The following is a 16,197-nucleotide window of genomic DNA, read 5'->3' on the forward strand; positions in this document are numbered from 1 at the left end:
GGACAGGATGTGGAAGCCTGTACTGTTATGCCTTGCAATCGCGAAGCCGGGCACAAAAACCTTCGATCATGCGTCAGTTGACGACGCCGAAGCGGCGCGATCAAAAAATAGATGATCGGGGCCAAGAGACCGGTTGGTTCGGTCAATCGGCGGAGGCCTGTAGCCGCGTCCACGCTTCTTGCGCAGGATCTCAAGAAACAGTCCAACTGCTTCCCGCTCCTCGGTGAAATGGTGCTGCTTGAGCTGGCCACGTTTTCCGATCCGTCCCCAGCTGCGCATCAGACATGTCTGCCCGAAGAGGTCACGCGCTATCTCCATCTTGTAGTAGCGCGCCATGTTGCGGTTCGGATCAAGACGTTCACAATAGATTTTATAAGGCTGTGTGATCATGGGGTGATGATTAGTGGGATGGTCGACGACGTCCAACGAGAGTTTTGAATCGGTGGAGCATGACCGATTCACGATTCTGATGGGTGTTCGCGGTTCACAGCCGTGTTTTTGCTGTTGACGCCATGTGATCTTCATCGACACTGGCATCAGGGGAAAGATGGAGGGAATTCTTGCAGGCGCCGTATTTCGATGATGACGAGGCCATCGGGCCTGAGGCGCTGTATGTCTTGCACGACGTGATGGTTGAGCTCTGTCGCAAGGCCCAGGTCGACACGAAAAGCCCGGAAGCCACAATCCTCGCATCCGTTCTGGTTGGCCTTTACAAGTCGGGCTTTCGTTCCCGCCAGGAACTTCTGTTTATGGCCAGTGATTGAAGCTGATGTCACCCAACTGATGTTCTAGGCACGCCATATGCTCCGGCTGTTGAAGGCGTTCGGCCAAGGCTGCGCTCATCAAGCCTTTGCTTTCGGGCTAACACACTGTCTCATATCCTGCCTACGGAACCAGATCGCGCGCCCACATCTCAGGGGGGGATTGCCGGCCGTGAAGACAATCTGCTCATCGGTTCGCATGAGAAGCACCTCATGCGGCAGGATCAGTGGGCGGGCGGCAAGCTGCTTTGATCGCGTGCGCGAACTGCCTCGCGCTTGAATACTTCTGCTTACCTGGTCGATTTCCACGGTCGTGGTGCCGCAGCGCCTGGAGATATATTCTGCGGTTTCCGGATCATTGATGGCTGCAAAGGAAATCCAGCTCGAACTTTCAAACCATTTGCTTGAGGCGTCGCGGCCGCCATAGGTCTCGCGCAACTGGCCGATCGACTGATAGATCATGACAAGCGTGATGCCGTATTTGCGGCCTGCATCCCTTGCCGTTTCCAGAACGCGCATGTAGCCAAGCCTGGCTGCCTCATCGAGCAGGAAGAGTGTGCGAGACTGCAACTTGCCATCGCGATTGTAGATCGCGTTGAGCAGGGCACCGATGATCACCCGTGCCAGACCTGAATGGGTCTCAAGTGTCTTGAGGTCGATATTGATGAATACGTCCTTGTCGCCGCATGCGATATCATCGGTAGCAAATGCCGATCCGGAGACCAGCGCTGCATAGTTCTCGTAAGACAGCCAATGGGTTTCCTTGATCGCATTGGCATAGACACCGGAGAAGGTTTCCGGCGTCATGTTGACGAAAGCTGCAACATTTTCCTTGACGAAATCGGAGGCCGAATTGGCAAAGATGTCCTGCAGGCGCTTGCGCAACTGTGTCTCTGGTTCAGATAGATTTGCGCGTACGGTCCGAAGCGTCTGGATCTGCTGTGGCGTTCTGCCCGACAGGCAGACATCGGCAATCATTGCAGTCAGCAGCTGAAGTCCTGACGAGCGAAAGAAGTCATCGCGCACACCGGTTGCCCGCCCGTTATCCGTCATGATCCAGGAGGCGACGGAGGCGATATCCTCTTCCTTCGTATTGCCGAACCGTCCGATCCAGTCGAGAGCGTTGAACCCTGTTTCGGGGTGGCGCGGATCAAGGACCACGGTCCGTCGCCCCGCCTCCTTTCTGTGTTCAAGGACCTTGGCCGCGACTTCGCCGGAGGGATCAAGAACAATCAGTGTTCCGCCCCATCTCAGCGCCGTCGGGATTGTGACAGAGGTCGTTTTGAAGCCACCAGAACCCGCAAAGACAACGCCGTGTGACGAACCAAACGAGCCATCGAAACACAGGAGCGATGCCCTGCCCCCTTGCCCCCAGCTCGCTTTATCATCGGCCCTGAATGCACGGGCTGCCTCGCTGTCCTGGTCCACGCGGTAAGCTTCACCAATGACAATGCCGCCTGTTTCGGCAAAGTGCTGCTTTGCTTGGGTCATCGACATCCAGTCTGCCTCTCCATGCAAGGCGCGTCTGCCAGATATCCGTCGCGGTGCTCGAGTGCCGAACGCTCGGTTGCCAAGAATTGCGACCTTGAGCGCAAAGCCGCCGGCCATGATGATTGCAGTCGCGCCCGCCAGGCTTGCTGGTTCTATCTGAACGAGACTGGACAGATCCAGAGCCTGCTGTCCGGCTACAGGGATAAGACGCAGAAGAACCGATAAGCCTGCGATGCAGACCGCGGTCACGCAGCCCACGACAACACCCCATGCGAGCGACTTGATGTGTCTCGAACCCGCTGTCGCCAGAAGGATGATGATCCCAAGACCTGCGACAGCGAGACCGGGAAGCGCACTGCCGATCCGCTCGATCGCCATCCGTCCGCCCGACGCTATGGCCAGGTCTTGGAGGGGAAGAGCAACATCATCGAGGTAAAGCATGACCCCGGCCAGGGTGATCGCTGGGGCGATGACGAGCACGGTTTTAGTCGCTGTCATGGCCGAAGGCCTCCGAGCCTATCAACATCAGCCGTGCGCGTTCCTCCTGGTCCGACTTGAGGCGTTGGGCAAGTTCGAGCAGTGCGCCGTAGAGTACGGCACGCTTTTCATAGCGAAGACCGGCCTTCACGATCAGGCCGCCAAGCGCAATCTTCTGCCGGGTGTCTTGTTTGCGGACGTCACTGGCTACGGTTCTGGCCATGCGATCAAGCCTCGCCAGTGCTGCCCTGAGCCGCGCCAGACGGGTCCTGTGCGCTCTCGACGGCCTTTGGGCCACGTCTTTGTGTGGTGGGTGAGGTCGTGCCGTGCGCGACGCCTTTGCGAAAGCCCGTTGCGAGATCGTCGAAGGCTCGGAGCAAGACGCCCTCTTCGATCTCGATGTCACCAAGCCCGGCCTTGAGCGCGAGCCGACCAATGCGTTCGGCCTCGCGGGTTTCGGCAGCTTTCAAGACATCCTGGAGTTTTGCAATTTCTTCCCGGATTCGACTGGAGGTCTTCTTCATTTGCAATCGTCTCCCATGGCTGGATCGTCGTCACCATGGCTTGAGAATTGCAGGATCGGGAGCGCTGTGCACTACGGTCAATCCTACAATATCGCGACGTCGAACTTCGAGCGATGATCCCGGCCGATCCATAGGAGAGGCTTCCAAGGGCGCAATTATACGTCGCTGCCGCGACGTTCAGCTTCAGGCCTTACCCAGTTTGCTGGCCTGAGCGAGATGCGCACAGGGCCGGGCGGACGCACTCAGACGCAAGGAGGTTCGGCATCATGGCGGTCCCGCATTTCTCGGCAAAGATCCTGGCCCGCGGCAAAGGTGGGAGCGCCGTGATGTCGGCCGCCTACCGGCATTGCGCCAGGATGACCTTTGAGCGGGAGGACCGTCTGGTTGACTACACCCGAAAACAAGGGTTGGCCCACGAGGAGTTCGCCATTCCTGCCGATGCACCGGAATGGCTCAGGGCATTGATCGCTGACCGACCGGTGGCAGACGCATCGGAAGCCTTCTGGAACAAGGTTGAGACGTTCGAGACGCGGTCGGATGCGCAGCTTGCCAGGGATGTTACGATCGCTTTGCCCGTCGAGCTTTCAAGCGTTCAGAACATCGAGCTCGTACGGGAGTTCGTGCGCGAGCAGATCACGGCTCGTGGTATGGTGGCAGACTGGGTGTTCCACGATGTGCCGGGCAATCCGCATATTCATCTGATGACTACATTGCGGCCGCTGACCGAAGACGGGTTCGGTCAGAAGAAGGTGGTGATGACAGGGCCTGATGGGCGTCCGCTGCGCAACGATCGCGGCAAGATCCTTTATGAAATCTGGGCCGGCGGTCGGGATGATTTCAACGCATTTCGTGATGGCTGGTTTGCCTGTCAGAACCGGCATCTGGCCCTTGCTGGCCTTGATCTGTGCGTTGATGGTCGTTCCTTCGATAAGCAGGGGATAGAGCTCACACCGACTATTCATCTGGGTGTGAGCACGAAGGCGATCGAACGGAAAGCCAAGATCGCGCAGGAGGATGCACCGCTTGCGCAGCTGGCGCTTCAGGAGGAGCGTCGATTGGAGAATTCTCAGAGAATAATCCGCAATCCTGAGATCGTGCTCGACATGATCATGCGCGAGAAAAGCGTCTTTGATGCTCAAGATGTAGCGAAGATGCTGCATCGCTATGTCGATGATGCCGGGCTGTTTCAGAACCTGATGGGTCGCATCCTGCAAAGTCATGAAATCTTGCGCCTTGATCGTGAGCGTCTCGAGCTTGCGACGGGTATCAGGACGCCGGCCAAATACACGACACGTGCGCTCATTCGGCTTGAAGCTGAGATGGCCAATCGCGCGATCTGGCTTTCCAGGCGTCGGTCGAGCGGCGTCAAACAGCCGCTGCTGGAACGGGTCTTTGCTCGCCAGCGGCATCTGTCTGATGAGCAGAGGACGGCTATCGCGCATATCGCCGGTACCGCACGGATTGCTGCAGTGGTCGGTCTCGCTGGCGCCGGCAAGACGACGATGATGAAGGCGGCGCGTGAGGCTTGGGAGGCTGCAGGCTACAGCGTTGTGGGTGGAGCGCTCGCTGGCAAGGCGGCGGAGGGCTTGGAGAAGGAGGCTGGCATCCGGTCTCGAACGCTCTCGTCCTGGGAGCATTCCTGGGTGCAGGGGCGTGACCGGCTTAATGCCCGGTGCGTCTTTGTCCTCGATGAGGCTGGAATGGTGTCGTCGCGGCAGATGGCGCTTTTTGTCGAAGCAACCACACGGGCCGGCGCCAAACTGGTCTTGATCGGCGACCCGGAGCAGCTGCAGCCGATTGAAGCGGGAGCTGCGTTTCGCGCGATTGCGGACCGCGTTGGCTATGCAGAACTTGAGACGATCTATCGGCAGCGGCAGCCATGGATGCGCGAGGCATCGCTTGATCTTGCACGTGGCGATACGGCCAAGGCACTGGAAGCCTATGACGCAAAGGGCAAGGTGATCGGTGCCGAGAAGAAGGCGGATGCAATCCTTGGCCTGATCGCGGACTGGGAGCGCGACTATGATGCGACCAAATCGACCCTTATCCTTGCGCATCTACGCCGGGATGTCCGCCTTTTGAACAGGCTGGCCCGAGATAGGCTCGTTCAAGGCGGGATAATCGAGAGTGGATATGCCTTTGAGACGACCGATGGACCTCGCGCGTTTGCCGCCGGGGATCAAATCGTCTTCCTGAAAAACGAGGGCTCGATTGGTGTCAAGAACGGCATGCTTGGCAAGGTGCGTCAGGCTTCAGTCGGTCGGATACTTGTGGAGGTCGGCGAAGGCGATGAGCGACGACGGGTTTTGGTCGAAGAGCGCTTCTACAATCATCTCGATCACGGCTATGCCACGACGGTTCACAAGGCCCAGGGGGCGACCGTCGACCGTGTGAAGTTCCTGGCCTCGCTTTCGCTTGACCGCCACCTGACCTATGTGGCGATGACGCGCCACAGGGAGGAGCTTAGCGTTTATTTCGGTCGACGATCCTTTGCCAAGTCCGCAGGTCTGGTTGGGATCCTGTCGAGACGAAACGCCAAGGAAACCACACTCGATTATGCCGACAGCCGCTTTTATCGGGCAGCACTGCGCTTCGCTGAAGTGCGAGGTCTCCATCTCTTCAACGTGGCGCGAACCATGGCCCGGGATCGTCTCGAATGGACCGTTCGTCAGAAAGCGCGGCTCAATGCACTTGCCGATCAACTTCTTGGCTTAGGGATGAGGATTGGTCGGATCCTCGGCGCAGAAGGTGCGAAGGCGGAAAGCGCTTTGATGACAAGGCCGATGGTGGCAGGCGTGACCCTGCATGCCAGGTCACTTGAGGAAGTGGTCGAGGAAAGGCTCCGCGCAGATCCTGTGATTGCCAAGCTTTGGCAAGACGTCTCCTTTCGCTTTCATCTTGTCTATGCTGAGCCGGAAAAAGCCTTCCGTGCGGTTGATGTTGACGCGATCCTCAAAGGCCGTGTGAATGCAGATGTGACGATTGCAAAGATCGCCAATCAACCTGACGGTTTTGGCCTGCTCAACGGCAAGACGGGCATCTTTGCCAGCCGCACTGAGCGATCTGACAGAGAGCGTGCCGTTCGAAACGTTGCGGCTCTTGCCGGCAGTCTTCGCGATTACATTCGCCAGCGCACTGAGGCTGAAGAACGATATCGTGTCGAGGAGATAGCACTCCGAGAACGGGCCGCACTCGAGATCCCTACACCATCGATCGAGGCCCGCAGGGTGCTCGAGCGTTTGAAATTGGCGGCCGATGACAACGCATTTGCTTCCCTGGTCGAGGAATTTCGCTTCAGTGAGCACGTGAGTTCCGAACTTAAAGATCTTGCCAAGGCCGTTGCAGAACGGTTCGGAGAGCGGACCCTTCTGCCATTTGCCGCTTCGAGAGCCCATGGTGAGGTCTTCAAACGACTGACGTCCGGCATGAATGCCGCGCAGGTGACGGAGATGGAAAAAGCCTGGAATCTCCTGCGAACGGTGCAAATGCTTGATGCGCATCAGCGCAGCGCGGCAGCGCTCAAGGCATCAGAGGGATTGCGCCAGAAGCAAGCCCAAGGACTTTCCCTCAAATGACAGCCAGGTTGCGGCTACAGATGCGGTGGAATGGCCGATGCTGGCCGACAAGCGTAGTCCTGATCTGTCTGGTGCTCCTGATCCTAGCCGGGTTGGTTGGTGGGTGTCTTGGGTTGCGGATCAATCTGACGCCCAGCGTGCCGCTTGGCATCTGGAGGATCGTTGCACTGGAGCGCCCGGTGCGGACGGGCGAGCGGGTGTTTGTCTGCCCTCCCCTCACACCTGTGATCCACGAGGGGCTGAGGCGCGGATATCTGAGACGGGGGCTTTGCAAGGGAAAGATTGCGCCCCTGATCAAGACGGTGGCGGCCATGCCTGGCCAGTCTGTCCTGATCTCTGACTTCGTCTATATCGACGGGCATCTGCTGGCACATTCCAGGCTCCTGCCTTTTGACAGCAAGCGAAGATTACTTTTGCCTCATTATGGAGGCCCGGTTCCCGCGGAGGCCGTCTATCTGCATTCGGATTTTCCGGGCTCGTTCGATTCCCGCTACTTTGGACCGCTGCCCAGCGCGAGCATTCTTGGATTGGCAAAGGAGGTCTGGACTTGGTAACCCATGACCGAGTTCGTCTCTTGTGCTTGATCGGGGTCTCGGCGGCTGTCGGCTGGCTTGCATGGAGCGGGTATGTGCTTGCCCTGCCAGCGACTGCCTTGTTCCCCCTCCTCTGGTCAAAGGCGAGGACACGGCCGCAGGCCGCAGCTATATCCGCCGCCTATTTCCTTGCCGCATCCAGGGGGTTGCCTCAGGGCGTTTCGAATTTCTATGCCCTCGACATCTGGCCAGGACTTCTACTCTGGCTGATCGCCTCTTTGGTCTTTGTCCTCGTTTACATGGCTTTGTGGACCGATCTCATTGGATGGCGGAGGTCGTTTCGGTTCTTGATTGCCTCGGTCGCAATGGCCCTTCCGCCGCTCGGTGTCGTGGGCTGGGCTCATCCTGTCACTGCCGCTGGCGTGCTGTTTCCTGGCTGGGGCTGGTCGGGGTTGGTGGCGATGGCGGCGAGCCTCGCGATCATGACTACCCGGCATTGGCCCGCCGCAGGTGTCATACTAACAGGTCTCTGGTTCGCGTCTGCCATCGATTGGATTGAGCACAGAGGGCCCGACGGTTGGCAGGGTCTTGATCTTCAGATGGGTTCCGAACTGGGGCGAAACGCGAGCCTTGTCTATCAGAGGGAGCTGATCGCCTTTGTGCGCGACCGTTCAACGGCCACTGCGGACAGCCTGATCGTCGTTCTTCCTGAAAGCGCGTTTGGGTTCTGGACGCCCGGTTTGGCTCGGCTTTGGCAGAGCGGACTTGTCGGTTCCGGGATCACCGTTATTGCGGGTGCAGCAGAGATCAGGCCTGAAGGATACGACAATGTGCTCGTCCTAATCTCGGCGACTACCCATCAGGTCCTCTACCGCCAGCGCATGCCCGTCCCTGGATCAATGTGGCAACCCTGGACACGGCTGACCGGGGTCGGCAGTGGCGCGCGTTCACGAGTCTTTGGCAATCCGGCCGTCGAGGTTGGAGATCGCCGTATTGCGGCGCTGATTTGCTATGAGCAACTGATCGTCTGGCCTGTCCTGCACTCCATGCTTTTCGATCCTGATGTGGTGGTTGCGGTTGGCAACGGCTGGTGGACCAAGGGTACGTCGATTGTCGAGATACAGGAGGCAAGCGTAGAAGCCTGGTCCCTCCTCTTCGACGTCCCCTTGGTCCGGTCATTTAACAGGTGAGCTGGCATCGGGATGCCGATTGTCAGCCGCTCGTGTGATCGGTGAAGACGAGCCTTCTGATGGAGGAGCCGCTTCATAGAAGGAGACTTATCTCCACTTCTTGAGAGCGTTTACGCCCCGATCGGCCGCGCATTGATTTCCCCGACCTGGCAGGATCTGAATGGTGCAATGCAACAATTTCACTTGGAAAGTTTGCAAACGTCAGTTACATTTTTTTAACGATGATGAACGCACCTCTCCCGCGCCATCAGCGTCATCGGATACTCCCTCTCACAAGTGTCCGAGAATAGGTGCCGTGGACTTCTCCTCTGCCGGTACCTGAAAGATAGAAAAGGCCCGTCGCGCCCCTGCGACGGGTCTTTTTGCTCGGCAACATGGACATCATGGTTACCAAATCTTCAACAGTTAGGGTTAAGTCCTTGACCAGCGGTTCGTGGATCTGGCAATTGTAGTGGTCAAGAATACACAACGGTAAGGTGGTCAGTTGGTAAAGAGCTATAAGTCAGAGCCCCTCGTGGCTGGCAAAGACCGGCCAACCGACCAGGCATTGCTGGAGGTTATCCAGAACAATGTTCAGCGAGTGTCGGGCAATGACAATATCTCAAGCTTGACGCGGGAGCGGCCTGCAATGGGCGCGCTGGCGTCGCTGCTTTCTGCGATCGGATTTGTTGGCGTCATGCTTTCGGCAATTGTTATCATGGGGCTCGCCAAGCTTGTTCCGAGTTCACAGGACGATCACTACTGAGTTGAAAAACTCTGGTTGCGCAGATACCGGCTGCGTAAGGCTTGCCGAGCAAGCAGCTTGGAAGTTCTCGTCATATGTATCGCGGTGCAAGGGTCCCCAGGCGTGGAAAGAGTTTCAGTCCACCCGCTTCAACCCCATATCGTGAGACCGATGATACCGGTCAGGCCGACGGCGATCCGCCACCAGGCGAAGGGCGCATAGCCCCGTTTCGAGACGAAATTCAAAAGCCCCCGCACCACGAAAAGCGCCGACACAAAAGCGGCCACGAAACCGATCCCGATAATCATGGTGTCGTCGACAGTCAGCGCATTCCGGTTCTTGTAGAGATCGAGCGTGAAGGCGCCGAGCATGGTTGGCATGGCGAGGAAGAAGGAAAATTCCGCCGCCGAACGCTTGTCGGCACCCAGCAGCAGCGCGCCGACGATCGTGGCGCCCGAACGCGAAGTGCCCGGGATCATCGCGACGCACTGGCAAAAGCCGATCTTGAGCGCGAGCGACAGCGGATATTCTGTGACGTCGTGATATCGCGGCTTCAGCGGCAGACGATCGATCCAGAGCAGGACGAAGCCGCCAAGGATCAGGACGACGCAGATGAGCATCGGCGTCTCGAAGAGCACGGTCTTGATGAAATCATGCGCGATGACACCGATCACGGCAGCAGGCAGGAAACCCAGAAGGACCGCACCGACAAAGCGGCGGCTCTCAGCACTTGTCGGCAGCGACAGCGCGATGCCTAAGAGCTTGGCAAAGTAGACGCTCAGGATCGCCAGGATCGCGCCCAGCTGGATAAGCACCGCAAAGGTGTTGCCGGGCGATTCAAAGCCGAGGAAATGGCCGGCCAGCAGAACATGGGCGGTGGAGGATACCGGCACGAACTCGGTCAGGCCTTCAATGAGGCCAAGGACCAGCGCGCTTATAATGGAGCCGTTCGTTTCCAATTTGCTTTCACTCTCGATACATTGGATACCCGACAAACAAGTTGATCGAGCAGTGTCTATTAATGAGTTGCCCGGCCGCGCAGATTGGCAGAAGCCCGAGTCTGCAGTGATCGGCGGTTGTCGCCCATCCGGTTCAATTCTGATGCGGCGGATCTAATTCCCGGTCGAGTGCGCAGGCCTGTGCTGCCACCATGAAGCGGAAGTCCTTACTGGAAACGTCGAGCACTGCGTCACGGATCGCACAGTATCAGATACGGGCTTGGGTCTTTCGCAGCAGTGTTTTGTTGCGGAGGAACAAACTTTCTGGCGGCAGCTGCGCGTGATCGAAGACAGAGCTGCCTTGTCTAGTCTCCGGCCATGATGACCAACACAATCTTGATTGCTCTATGTCCTCATCCCTCGTTTCTGAAGTGTTGGTAGGCGGATTGCGTCCACGCGGTAGTTGTTCCGTATTACCGCGCCGCTTTTCGCGGCACAATATTGAGCTAAAGATATCGTTAACCGGCAAGATTACAGCTGTAATGGGCGGAGTCTGATGCCGGCCAGCCCAGTTGCTAAAATTGGCTCCGTGCCGCTTCAAAACACTCCGTTTCCTTTCTCATGTGATCGCAGGCGTGGTGATGTCGACCAAGGCTCAATCCAGGGGCCACGGAGACGTCAGTGTGCGGCGCACCATTTTTGCGCGATAAGTTGCCTTTTTGATACAGGTATACCCAGCAGTCGCCGTTGTTGGGCCTCGTCAATCATGGTATGTGCACCAAACATTAACCATAGCGTGAAAGGGTGCAGACATTGGCAGCGATGGACAGGGACATGATTGTATTCGCTTGGTGTGTATACGGCATTGTTGCCCTGGTATTTCTCATTGAGACCTATGCAGAAGGCGAGAAAGCCGAAGCGCCATGGGATGGATGGCGAATTGGCGGCCTACTTCTGAGCTTGGTTTGGCCAGTTTATGCTGTCGCAGTTTTGGGCACTGTGGTGTTTTCGAGGCGGAAAACCGCACGCACCATTGGCTGAGACTTCGCCTAATCGCAGATGAGCGATGAGCATTTGATATTGGCTTCGCGCTGTTTGGATGTCGTTATGAAGCTCCACACCTCACCAGCCGCTCTGCAGCCAAATAGCGATTGTGACGGCTGTCTCGCCGCTCTGACCGTTCTCGAGCCAGCCATTTTCGCTAGATAACTTTCAAGTCTTTTGAGATCGCGACGAGATGCGTGACCGTGGACGCGTTCAGCTTGCCGCGCGCAGCGTCGAGGTAATGTTGGACGGTGCGGGGAGAGAGGCCGGTGATGATTGCCGTCTCGGGGGCAGTCTTGCCCATGGCTGCCCATTTGAGGCACAGGATTTCCCTTGAAGACAGTGGCCTGACGGTCGAACATCCGCGCTCGCCAAGGATGGGCGTCAGTCTGTAGTGGAGCCCCATCAGGAGCGGGATTGCGTCACTCGGATTGTGGCTTGTCGGCTGCCCGCGGCGATCGCGTGAGGCAAAGCTTAAGATAAGCTGCGTGTCAAAACTTGCTCGCGCCGCAATGGTCGCTCCGTACCCAATCCCGTGCTCGATGGCACTGATTGCGAAGAATTTGGCTCCACTATTGGGGCTCGTCACCCAGTCCGCCGCCGACCAACTGAAGGTGCCGGCACAGTGCTTTGCTCGTGCGATCACAGGATCCTGCCGATCCAGCCGTTGTCGCAAATAGAGCTTTTCCCACGGTTGCGGATAGTCGCCGAAGTAGTTGACCCGTTCTCTCTCCAGGCTGAGATAGGCGAAGTGCTCGAAGCCAAGATCAGCTGCGAAGCTGCTGAGCGCATGCGCGAAAGTGCTGCGATCTATGGCCGTATCGACGATATCGAGCAACGTCTGGAACTTGGACGACATTGGCCGGTGTTCCTTGCAAACGGGTTGGTGCTGTCGTTTGTCGGCTGACAGGCTTGCAGCCATAGTTGCGGATTATCTCATTACCTCTCACGCCGCGCGAGGAGGTTGACCACAGCAAATCTGTCGGACAGCGGAAGCGGAACCTGTCTACGTTCGATCACCATGGATCTGGCCGAAACCGCGGCAAGCGACCAAAGGCAGCAGTGAGATACGCTCGGGCCTGAGGCGGTTAAAGGATCAGCCACCAGAACACTGCACAGAGCAGCATGACGACGACGAGAGACTTTAATCTGAATGTAGGACGCAGCATGACACAATACTCAATTACAAAATTGCTATCTGGCGTCAGCCCCACCGACAACGGAAAAAAGCCTACAGGTTCCTCTGCGCCCTGTCGGCCCCTAGATTTAGCCTATTGGAGCCGGGGATTGCCAAAGGTTGCAGCTTGCGAATCAGCACTCGTTTTCGAAGGGAGAGATGGTGGCTAAAGCTGTTTGGCGTCTGCCCTGTGCCAAATATCTCAGTATGACTAGCCAAACCTAGTACAAGGATGTCTGATGGACAGTTAAGAGCACACCAGTAAAATTCATTAAGAAAAGGCTGCTATTCAGGTATCTACAATCTTTAGTTCCAGTGTAGCGCACCTCATGCTCGTTCAGATCGATAAGTTCCAACTGGAGTTTGGCATGTTTGTGGAGGCCGTCGCGTGCCCTCATGAAGAGTTTCAGAAGAAGCGTTTTATTCTGAAAAGCCAGGCGGATCTTGCCGCGATTCTAGCTAGTTCTGCGCAAAGAGTAGAGATCAACACGAGCCTCGGCCACGCATGCAGAAAAGACATGCAGAGCGATGCAAAAGGCTTGGCCGCTGTTAGAAGGTCCGTAGATGGAGCGGTCAACGAGCTAGGACCAGCGCTTGGTAAGCTGGCACGAGATCAGAGCCTGGATGTCGATCAGCTGGCGAGTATTTCTTCTGCCTTGGGAAAGTCTGTCGAAAATGCGCCGGACGTGCTTCTCAAGGTGACGCGCCTGAAATCAAAAGACACGGTGACGTATCTCCATTCTGTCGCAGTAAGCGCGCTGATGATGCGTGTCGGTCAGGTTATGGATCTGCCAGATAATACAATCAGCGAACTCGGGATGGCAGGTCTGGTACATGATGTCGGAAAACTGCTGATTGAGGACGCGATCCTTAAAAAGACAGGCGCGCTTGCAGCTGACGAGAAGGCCCTAATTCGGACTCATCCGCAGATTGGTTATGATCTATTGAGATCGGCAGAAAACGTCACCCAAGTCATGCTGGATGTCTGTCTATGGCATCATGAAGTTCTTGATGGTTCAGGTTACCCGCATGGCCTCAAGTCGGCTCGACTTCCCCTATCTTGCAAGATTGCGGCAGTCTGCGACGTCTTTGAGGCGCTGACATCAGCGCGCCCCTACAAAGCCGCTTGGCCTGTCGGCAAGGCGCTTAAATGGCTCTATGAGCAACCTGACCTTTATGACTACAGGATCGTGGGGCGTTTGCATGAGGGCATTATGGCCAAAAATGCATCGATCGGATGATCAATTTGCTACACCTATTCTGGCTCAGTTTGGGAGCTGACAGTAAAGTCATATCACGCGCGTCTTACTCGCGATTGGAAAGGACGCGAGCCGAGGGTACCCACACCCCTGCTTGGCTCCCTTTGTTGGACTGATCACTAATAAAGCGCTCGAAATTAAACGGTATGCAGTCATGAAGCGCGTGCAACGCTGAATATCATGCCGCCCAAGGAGATGCACTAATCCACTCTCGCTCCAATCCGACTGCGCTCTCTTTCCGCTAACCTCTAAATGGCCGCCGCTCCTGATTGTCACTTCATCGCTGCGCGAGCTCTGCAGGCTCAGTCACCTTGAACGGCATTTTCGACCCTGGCGGCAGTCGTTATGCCATCGAGAGTCTAGAGACGTCTGGACATAATGGATCGAGTATTTACTTCGATCAGTTGGCCGGGCCGTTCAATAAGCTAGGTCTCAGCACGCCTTCAATAGTCGACCACGACAACATGCATCCCAATTCTGATATGAGCTTCATCCAGCCATTTGAAATGTACCTGGATGCAACGATCGAGTTCGACATCAGCATCAACAATGCGCCGGAGACCACCTACGTGATTGATCGGGGCGTGGTGGACGCGGCGCTTGGTACATCGGACGGAATGATCAACAGTGCAGCCGACTTTAAGGCGATTGTCGATTATCTCACGCCAAGCCTGGGCCTCGACGTTGAAACGAATGGAAACAAGGTATCGTTCAGACTCGATCAGACGGTACGTCCAGGCTATGGTTCCAAGGCGATAGCGTTCTTCATCTCCGCGTTCCGGCCCGATCCTCCCTTCACCCTGCGCTTTGACCTCGATGAAATCGACCTCGCCTCCGGAGCGTTTAGTGTTGATGACTACATTGACCGTTTCGAACATATGCTGAAGGAAGCCATCAGCAGCGCAAGCAGGCTTGGCGCGTTAAAGACGCGTGTTGAGATACAGCAGGAGTTTGCCAATAGTCTCATAGACAGCATCGACAGCGGTATCGGTCGACTGGTCGATGCAGATATGAATGAAGCGTCTACACGTCTGAAGGCACTTCAGACCCAACAGCAGCTTGGCGTGCAATTATTGTCGATTGCCAATTGCAGTAGTGAGGAATTGCTCACGTTATTCCGCTAAAGCCAGATCCGCGAAACGGGCGGTGACGCTATCATTTTCCAACTCGATGGATTCGGTCAGGATTTACTAACTTAGACCCGCGCGGGGGTCGCGAAGAGCGCGCCATCATCAGTTCCCGGAAGACCGTCAGGTCGAATGACCGTTGAAGGTCGAGTGCCACTTCCAGGCGGAGCGGATGATGTCGTCGATTCCGTGCTTGGGATCCCAGCCCAGCACCTCGCGGGCAAGCGTGTTGCTTGCGACGAGGCCCGGTGGGTCGCCGGGGCGGCGCTCGGTGCGCTTGATCGGCATGGGGCGGCCCGACACGGTCTCAATGGCCGTGATCAATTCCTTGACGGTCGTGCTGTTGCCGGTGCCGAGATTGATGGCGATGGTCTCGCCGCCTTTCAGCAGATAGTCGACGGCGCGCACATGGGCGTCGGCGAGATCGTTGACGTGGATATAGTCGCGAATGCAGGTGCCGTCGCGGGTGTCATAGTCCTCGCCGAAGATCGAGAAGAACTCGCGGCGTCCAAGGGCCGTTTCGATCGCAAGCGGGATGGCATGGGTCTCGGGCGAATGCCACTCGCCGATCCTGCCTTCGAAATCGGCGCCGGCGGCGTTGAAATAGCGCAGCATGACGGAGCGCATGCGGCCGCAGAGGTTCAAGTCGCCCAGCGCCTGCTCGACGATGTGCTTGGTGCGGCCGTAGGGGTTGATGGGCTTCTGGCTGTGCTTTTCGTCAAGCGGCAGGTATTCCGGCGCACCATAGGTGGCGCAGGTCGAGGAGAAAACGAAGTTGCGGATATCGGCTTCGCTCAAGGCCTGCAGCAGGCTGAGCGTGCCGGACACGTTGACGTCGTAGAAGTGCTCCGGCTCCTTGAAGGACTGGCCGACCTCAATGAGGCTGGCGAAGTGCATGGCCGCCTTCGGCTGGTACTTCGCGAGCACTTCCTTGAGGCGCGCATTGTCCCTGATATCGCCCTGTTCGGCCGGACCCCATTTGACAAATTCCGGATGACCCGAGGTGAAGTTGTCGTAGACGACGGGCAGATAGCCGCGCTCGGAGAGGGCGAGGCAGGTGTGGGAGCCGATATAGCCGGCGCCGCCGACGACGAGGATTGGGGTGGCAGTCATCTGTTTGTCAGTCCGTTATAAACCTGGTTTCTCATAAAATTCAACAAATATAGTCGCACTGGAAAGAATGGAGTAAGACCTGAACAAAGCCGAAAGAGAGCGAGCTTAAAATCATACCCGGGGGGCTTGTTGTCGCGCTACCGGTGAGTCCTAGCGAAAAAGAAGCTGACTGACCAGTATTCGGGACCTGATAGCGGCACGTATATCTTATTGTATGCAGGGAAATTTTACAATTTCTGTGGCATGTTTGAATCCGGCAAATGT

Annotated in this window: 14 protein-coding genes; 7 read left to right on the top strand and 7 right to left on the bottom strand. The window is 56.9% G+C overall.

The genetic code is table 11. The annotated features are described in order from the left end of the window. Positions 1 to 66: 66 nt before the first annotated feature. Positions 67 to 525, bottom strand: coding sequence for a WGR domain-containing protein (locus tag AC02Y0_RS23110; RefSeq protein ID WP_476384207.1), 459 nt, complete (start codon positions 523 to 525; stop codon positions 67 to 69). 35 nt (positions 526 to 560) lie between these two features. Here AC02Y0_RS23110 and AC02Y0_RS23115 point away from each other — a divergent pair, with 35 nt between their 5' ends. Further along, positions 561 to 764, top strand: a complete 204-nt coding sequence (locus AC02Y0_RS23115; RefSeq protein WP_476384208.1) for a hypothetical protein — start codon at positions 561 to 563, stop codon at positions 762 to 764. Between the two features lie 78 nt (positions 765 to 842). Here AC02Y0_RS23115 and traG read toward each other — a convergent pair whose 3' ends face one another. From traG to traC, 3 genes are read right to left on the bottom strand one after another with little or no spacing between them, the layout of a single operon-like run. Then, positions 843 to 2,750, bottom strand: a complete 1,908-nt coding sequence (traG, locus tag AC02Y0_RS23120; protein WP_476384209.1) for a Ti-type conjugative transfer system protein TraG — start codon at positions 2,748 to 2,750, stop codon at positions 843 to 845. Beyond that, entirely contained in the window at positions 2,737 to 2,952 is a 216-nt protein-coding gene (traD, locus tag AC02Y0_RS23125; protein WP_476384210.1) for a type IV conjugative transfer system coupling protein TraD, read from the bottom strand. Before traD ends, traG begins: the two co-directional genes overlap by 14 nt. A 4-nt stretch (positions 2,953 to 2,956) precedes the next feature. Continuing rightward, positions 2,957 to 3,253 carry a conjugal transfer protein TraC gene (traC, locus tag AC02Y0_RS23130; protein ID WP_476384211.1) on the bottom strand — a complete coding sequence of 99 codons (297 nt, stop codon included), beginning with the start codon at positions 3,251 to 3,253 and terminating at the stop codon, positions 2,957 to 2,959. 266 nt (positions 3,254 to 3,519) lie between these two features. Here traC and traA point away from each other — a divergent pair, with 266 nt between their 5' ends. The 4 genes from traA (at position 3,520) to AC02Y0_RS23150 (ending at position 9,296) form a co-directional block, all read left to right on the top strand. Continuing rightward, positions 3,520 to 6,828: a Ti-type conjugative transfer relaxase TraA gene (gene traA / locus AC02Y0_RS23135; RefSeq protein ID WP_476384212.1), complete on the top strand. Its 3,309-nt coding sequence runs from the start codon at positions 3,520 to 3,522 to the stop codon at positions 6,826 to 6,828. A 20-nt stretch (positions 6,829 to 6,848) separates the two neighbouring features. Then, positions 6,849 to 7,382, top strand: a complete 534-nt coding sequence (gene traF, locus AC02Y0_RS23140; RefSeq protein ID WP_476384388.1) for a conjugative transfer signal peptidase TraF — start codon at positions 6,849 to 6,851, stop codon at positions 7,380 to 7,382. Beyond that, positions 7,376 to 8,551: a conjugal transfer protein TraB gene (locus AC02Y0_RS23145; RefSeq protein WP_476384213.1), complete on the top strand. Its 1,176-nt coding sequence runs from the start codon at positions 7,376 to 7,378 to the stop codon at positions 8,549 to 8,551. The genes traF and AC02Y0_RS23145 overlap by 7 nt, the downstream gene beginning before the upstream one ends. Before the next feature lie 514 nt (positions 8,552 to 9,065). Continuing rightward, positions 9,066 to 9,296 (top strand): hypothetical protein, encoded by a 231-nt coding sequence (locus AC02Y0_RS23150; RefSeq protein ID WP_476384214.1) that lies wholly within the window; start codon positions 9,066 to 9,068, stop codon positions 9,294 to 9,296. Positions 9,297 to 9,424: 128 nt separating this feature from the next. Here AC02Y0_RS23150 and AC02Y0_RS23155 read toward each other — a convergent pair whose 3' ends face one another. Together AC02Y0_RS23155 and AC02Y0_RS23160 are read right to left on the bottom strand one after the other, a co-directional pair. Continuing rightward, positions 9,425 to 10,234: an undecaprenyl-diphosphate phosphatase gene (locus tag AC02Y0_RS23155; RefSeq protein ID WP_476384215.1), complete on the bottom strand. Its 810-nt coding sequence runs from the start codon at positions 10,232 to 10,234 to the stop codon at positions 9,425 to 9,427. A 1,180-nt stretch (positions 10,235 to 11,414) separates the two neighbouring features. Beyond that, entirely contained in the window at positions 11,415 to 12,116 is a 702-nt protein-coding gene (locus AC02Y0_RS23160; RefSeq protein ID WP_476384216.1) for a LuxR family transcriptional regulator, read from the bottom strand. Between the two features lie 647 nt (positions 12,117 to 12,763). On the opposite strand from AC02Y0_RS23160, the gene AC02Y0_RS23165 reads away from it, so the two are divergent. Together AC02Y0_RS23165 and AC02Y0_RS23170 are read left to right on the top strand one after the other, a co-directional pair. Beyond that, complete coding sequence (locus tag AC02Y0_RS23165) at positions 12,764 to 13,675, top strand: HD-GYP domain-containing protein (RefSeq protein ID WP_476384217.1); 912 nt, start codon at positions 12,764 to 12,766, stop codon at positions 13,673 to 13,675. A gap of 329 nt (positions 13,676 to 14,004) precedes the next feature. After that, complete coding sequence (locus AC02Y0_RS23170; protein ID WP_476384218.1) at positions 14,005 to 14,817, top strand: flagellin; 813 nt, start codon at positions 14,005 to 14,007, stop codon at positions 14,815 to 14,817. A 126-nt stretch (positions 14,818 to 14,943) separates the two neighbouring features. On the opposite strand, the gene galE is transcribed toward AC02Y0_RS23170, so the two are convergent. Next, a complete protein-coding gene (gene galE / locus AC02Y0_RS23175; RefSeq protein ID WP_476384219.1) occupies positions 14,944 to 15,933 on the bottom strand; it encodes a UDP-glucose 4-epimerase GalE in 990 nt (329 codons plus the stop codon). Positions 15,934 to 16,197 lie beyond the last annotated feature (264 nt).

The sequence above is a fragment of the Allorhizobium sp. nf9_anc genome (assembly GCF_056323085.1).

Coding starts and splice junctions, on each gene's coding strand:
- traC (WP_476384211.1), bottom strand. CDS start 3,253: ATGAAGAAGACCTCCAGTCGAATCCGGGAAGAAATTGCAAAACTCCAG.
- traG (WP_476384209.1), bottom strand. CDS start 2,750: ATGACAGCGACTAAAACCGTGCTCGTCATCGCCCCAGCGATCACCCTG.
- galE (WP_476384219.1), bottom strand. CDS start 15,933: ATGACTGCCACCCCAATCCTCGTCGTCGGCGGCGCCGGCTATATCGGC.
- traA (WP_476384212.1), top strand. CDS start 3,520: ATGGCGGTCCCGCATTTCTCGGCAAAGATCCTGGCCCGCGGCAAAGGT.
- traF (WP_476384388.1), top strand. CDS start 6,849: ATGCGGTGGAATGGCCGATGCTGGCCGACAAGCGTAGTCCTGATCTGT.
- AC02Y0_RS23165 (WP_476384217.1), top strand. CDS start 12,764: ATGCTCGTTCAGATCGATAAGTTCCAACTGGAGTTTGGCATGTTTGTG.
- AC02Y0_RS23160 (WP_476384216.1), bottom strand. CDS start 12,116: ATGTCGTCCAAGTTCCAGACGTTGCTCGATATCGTCGATACGGCCATA.
- traD (WP_476384210.1), bottom strand. CDS start 2,952: ATGGCCAGAACCGTAGCCAGTGACGTCCGCAAACAAGACACCCGGCAG.
- AC02Y0_RS23110 (WP_476384207.1), bottom strand. CDS start 525: ATGAAGATCACATGGCGTCAACAGCAAAAACACGGCTGTGAACCGCGA.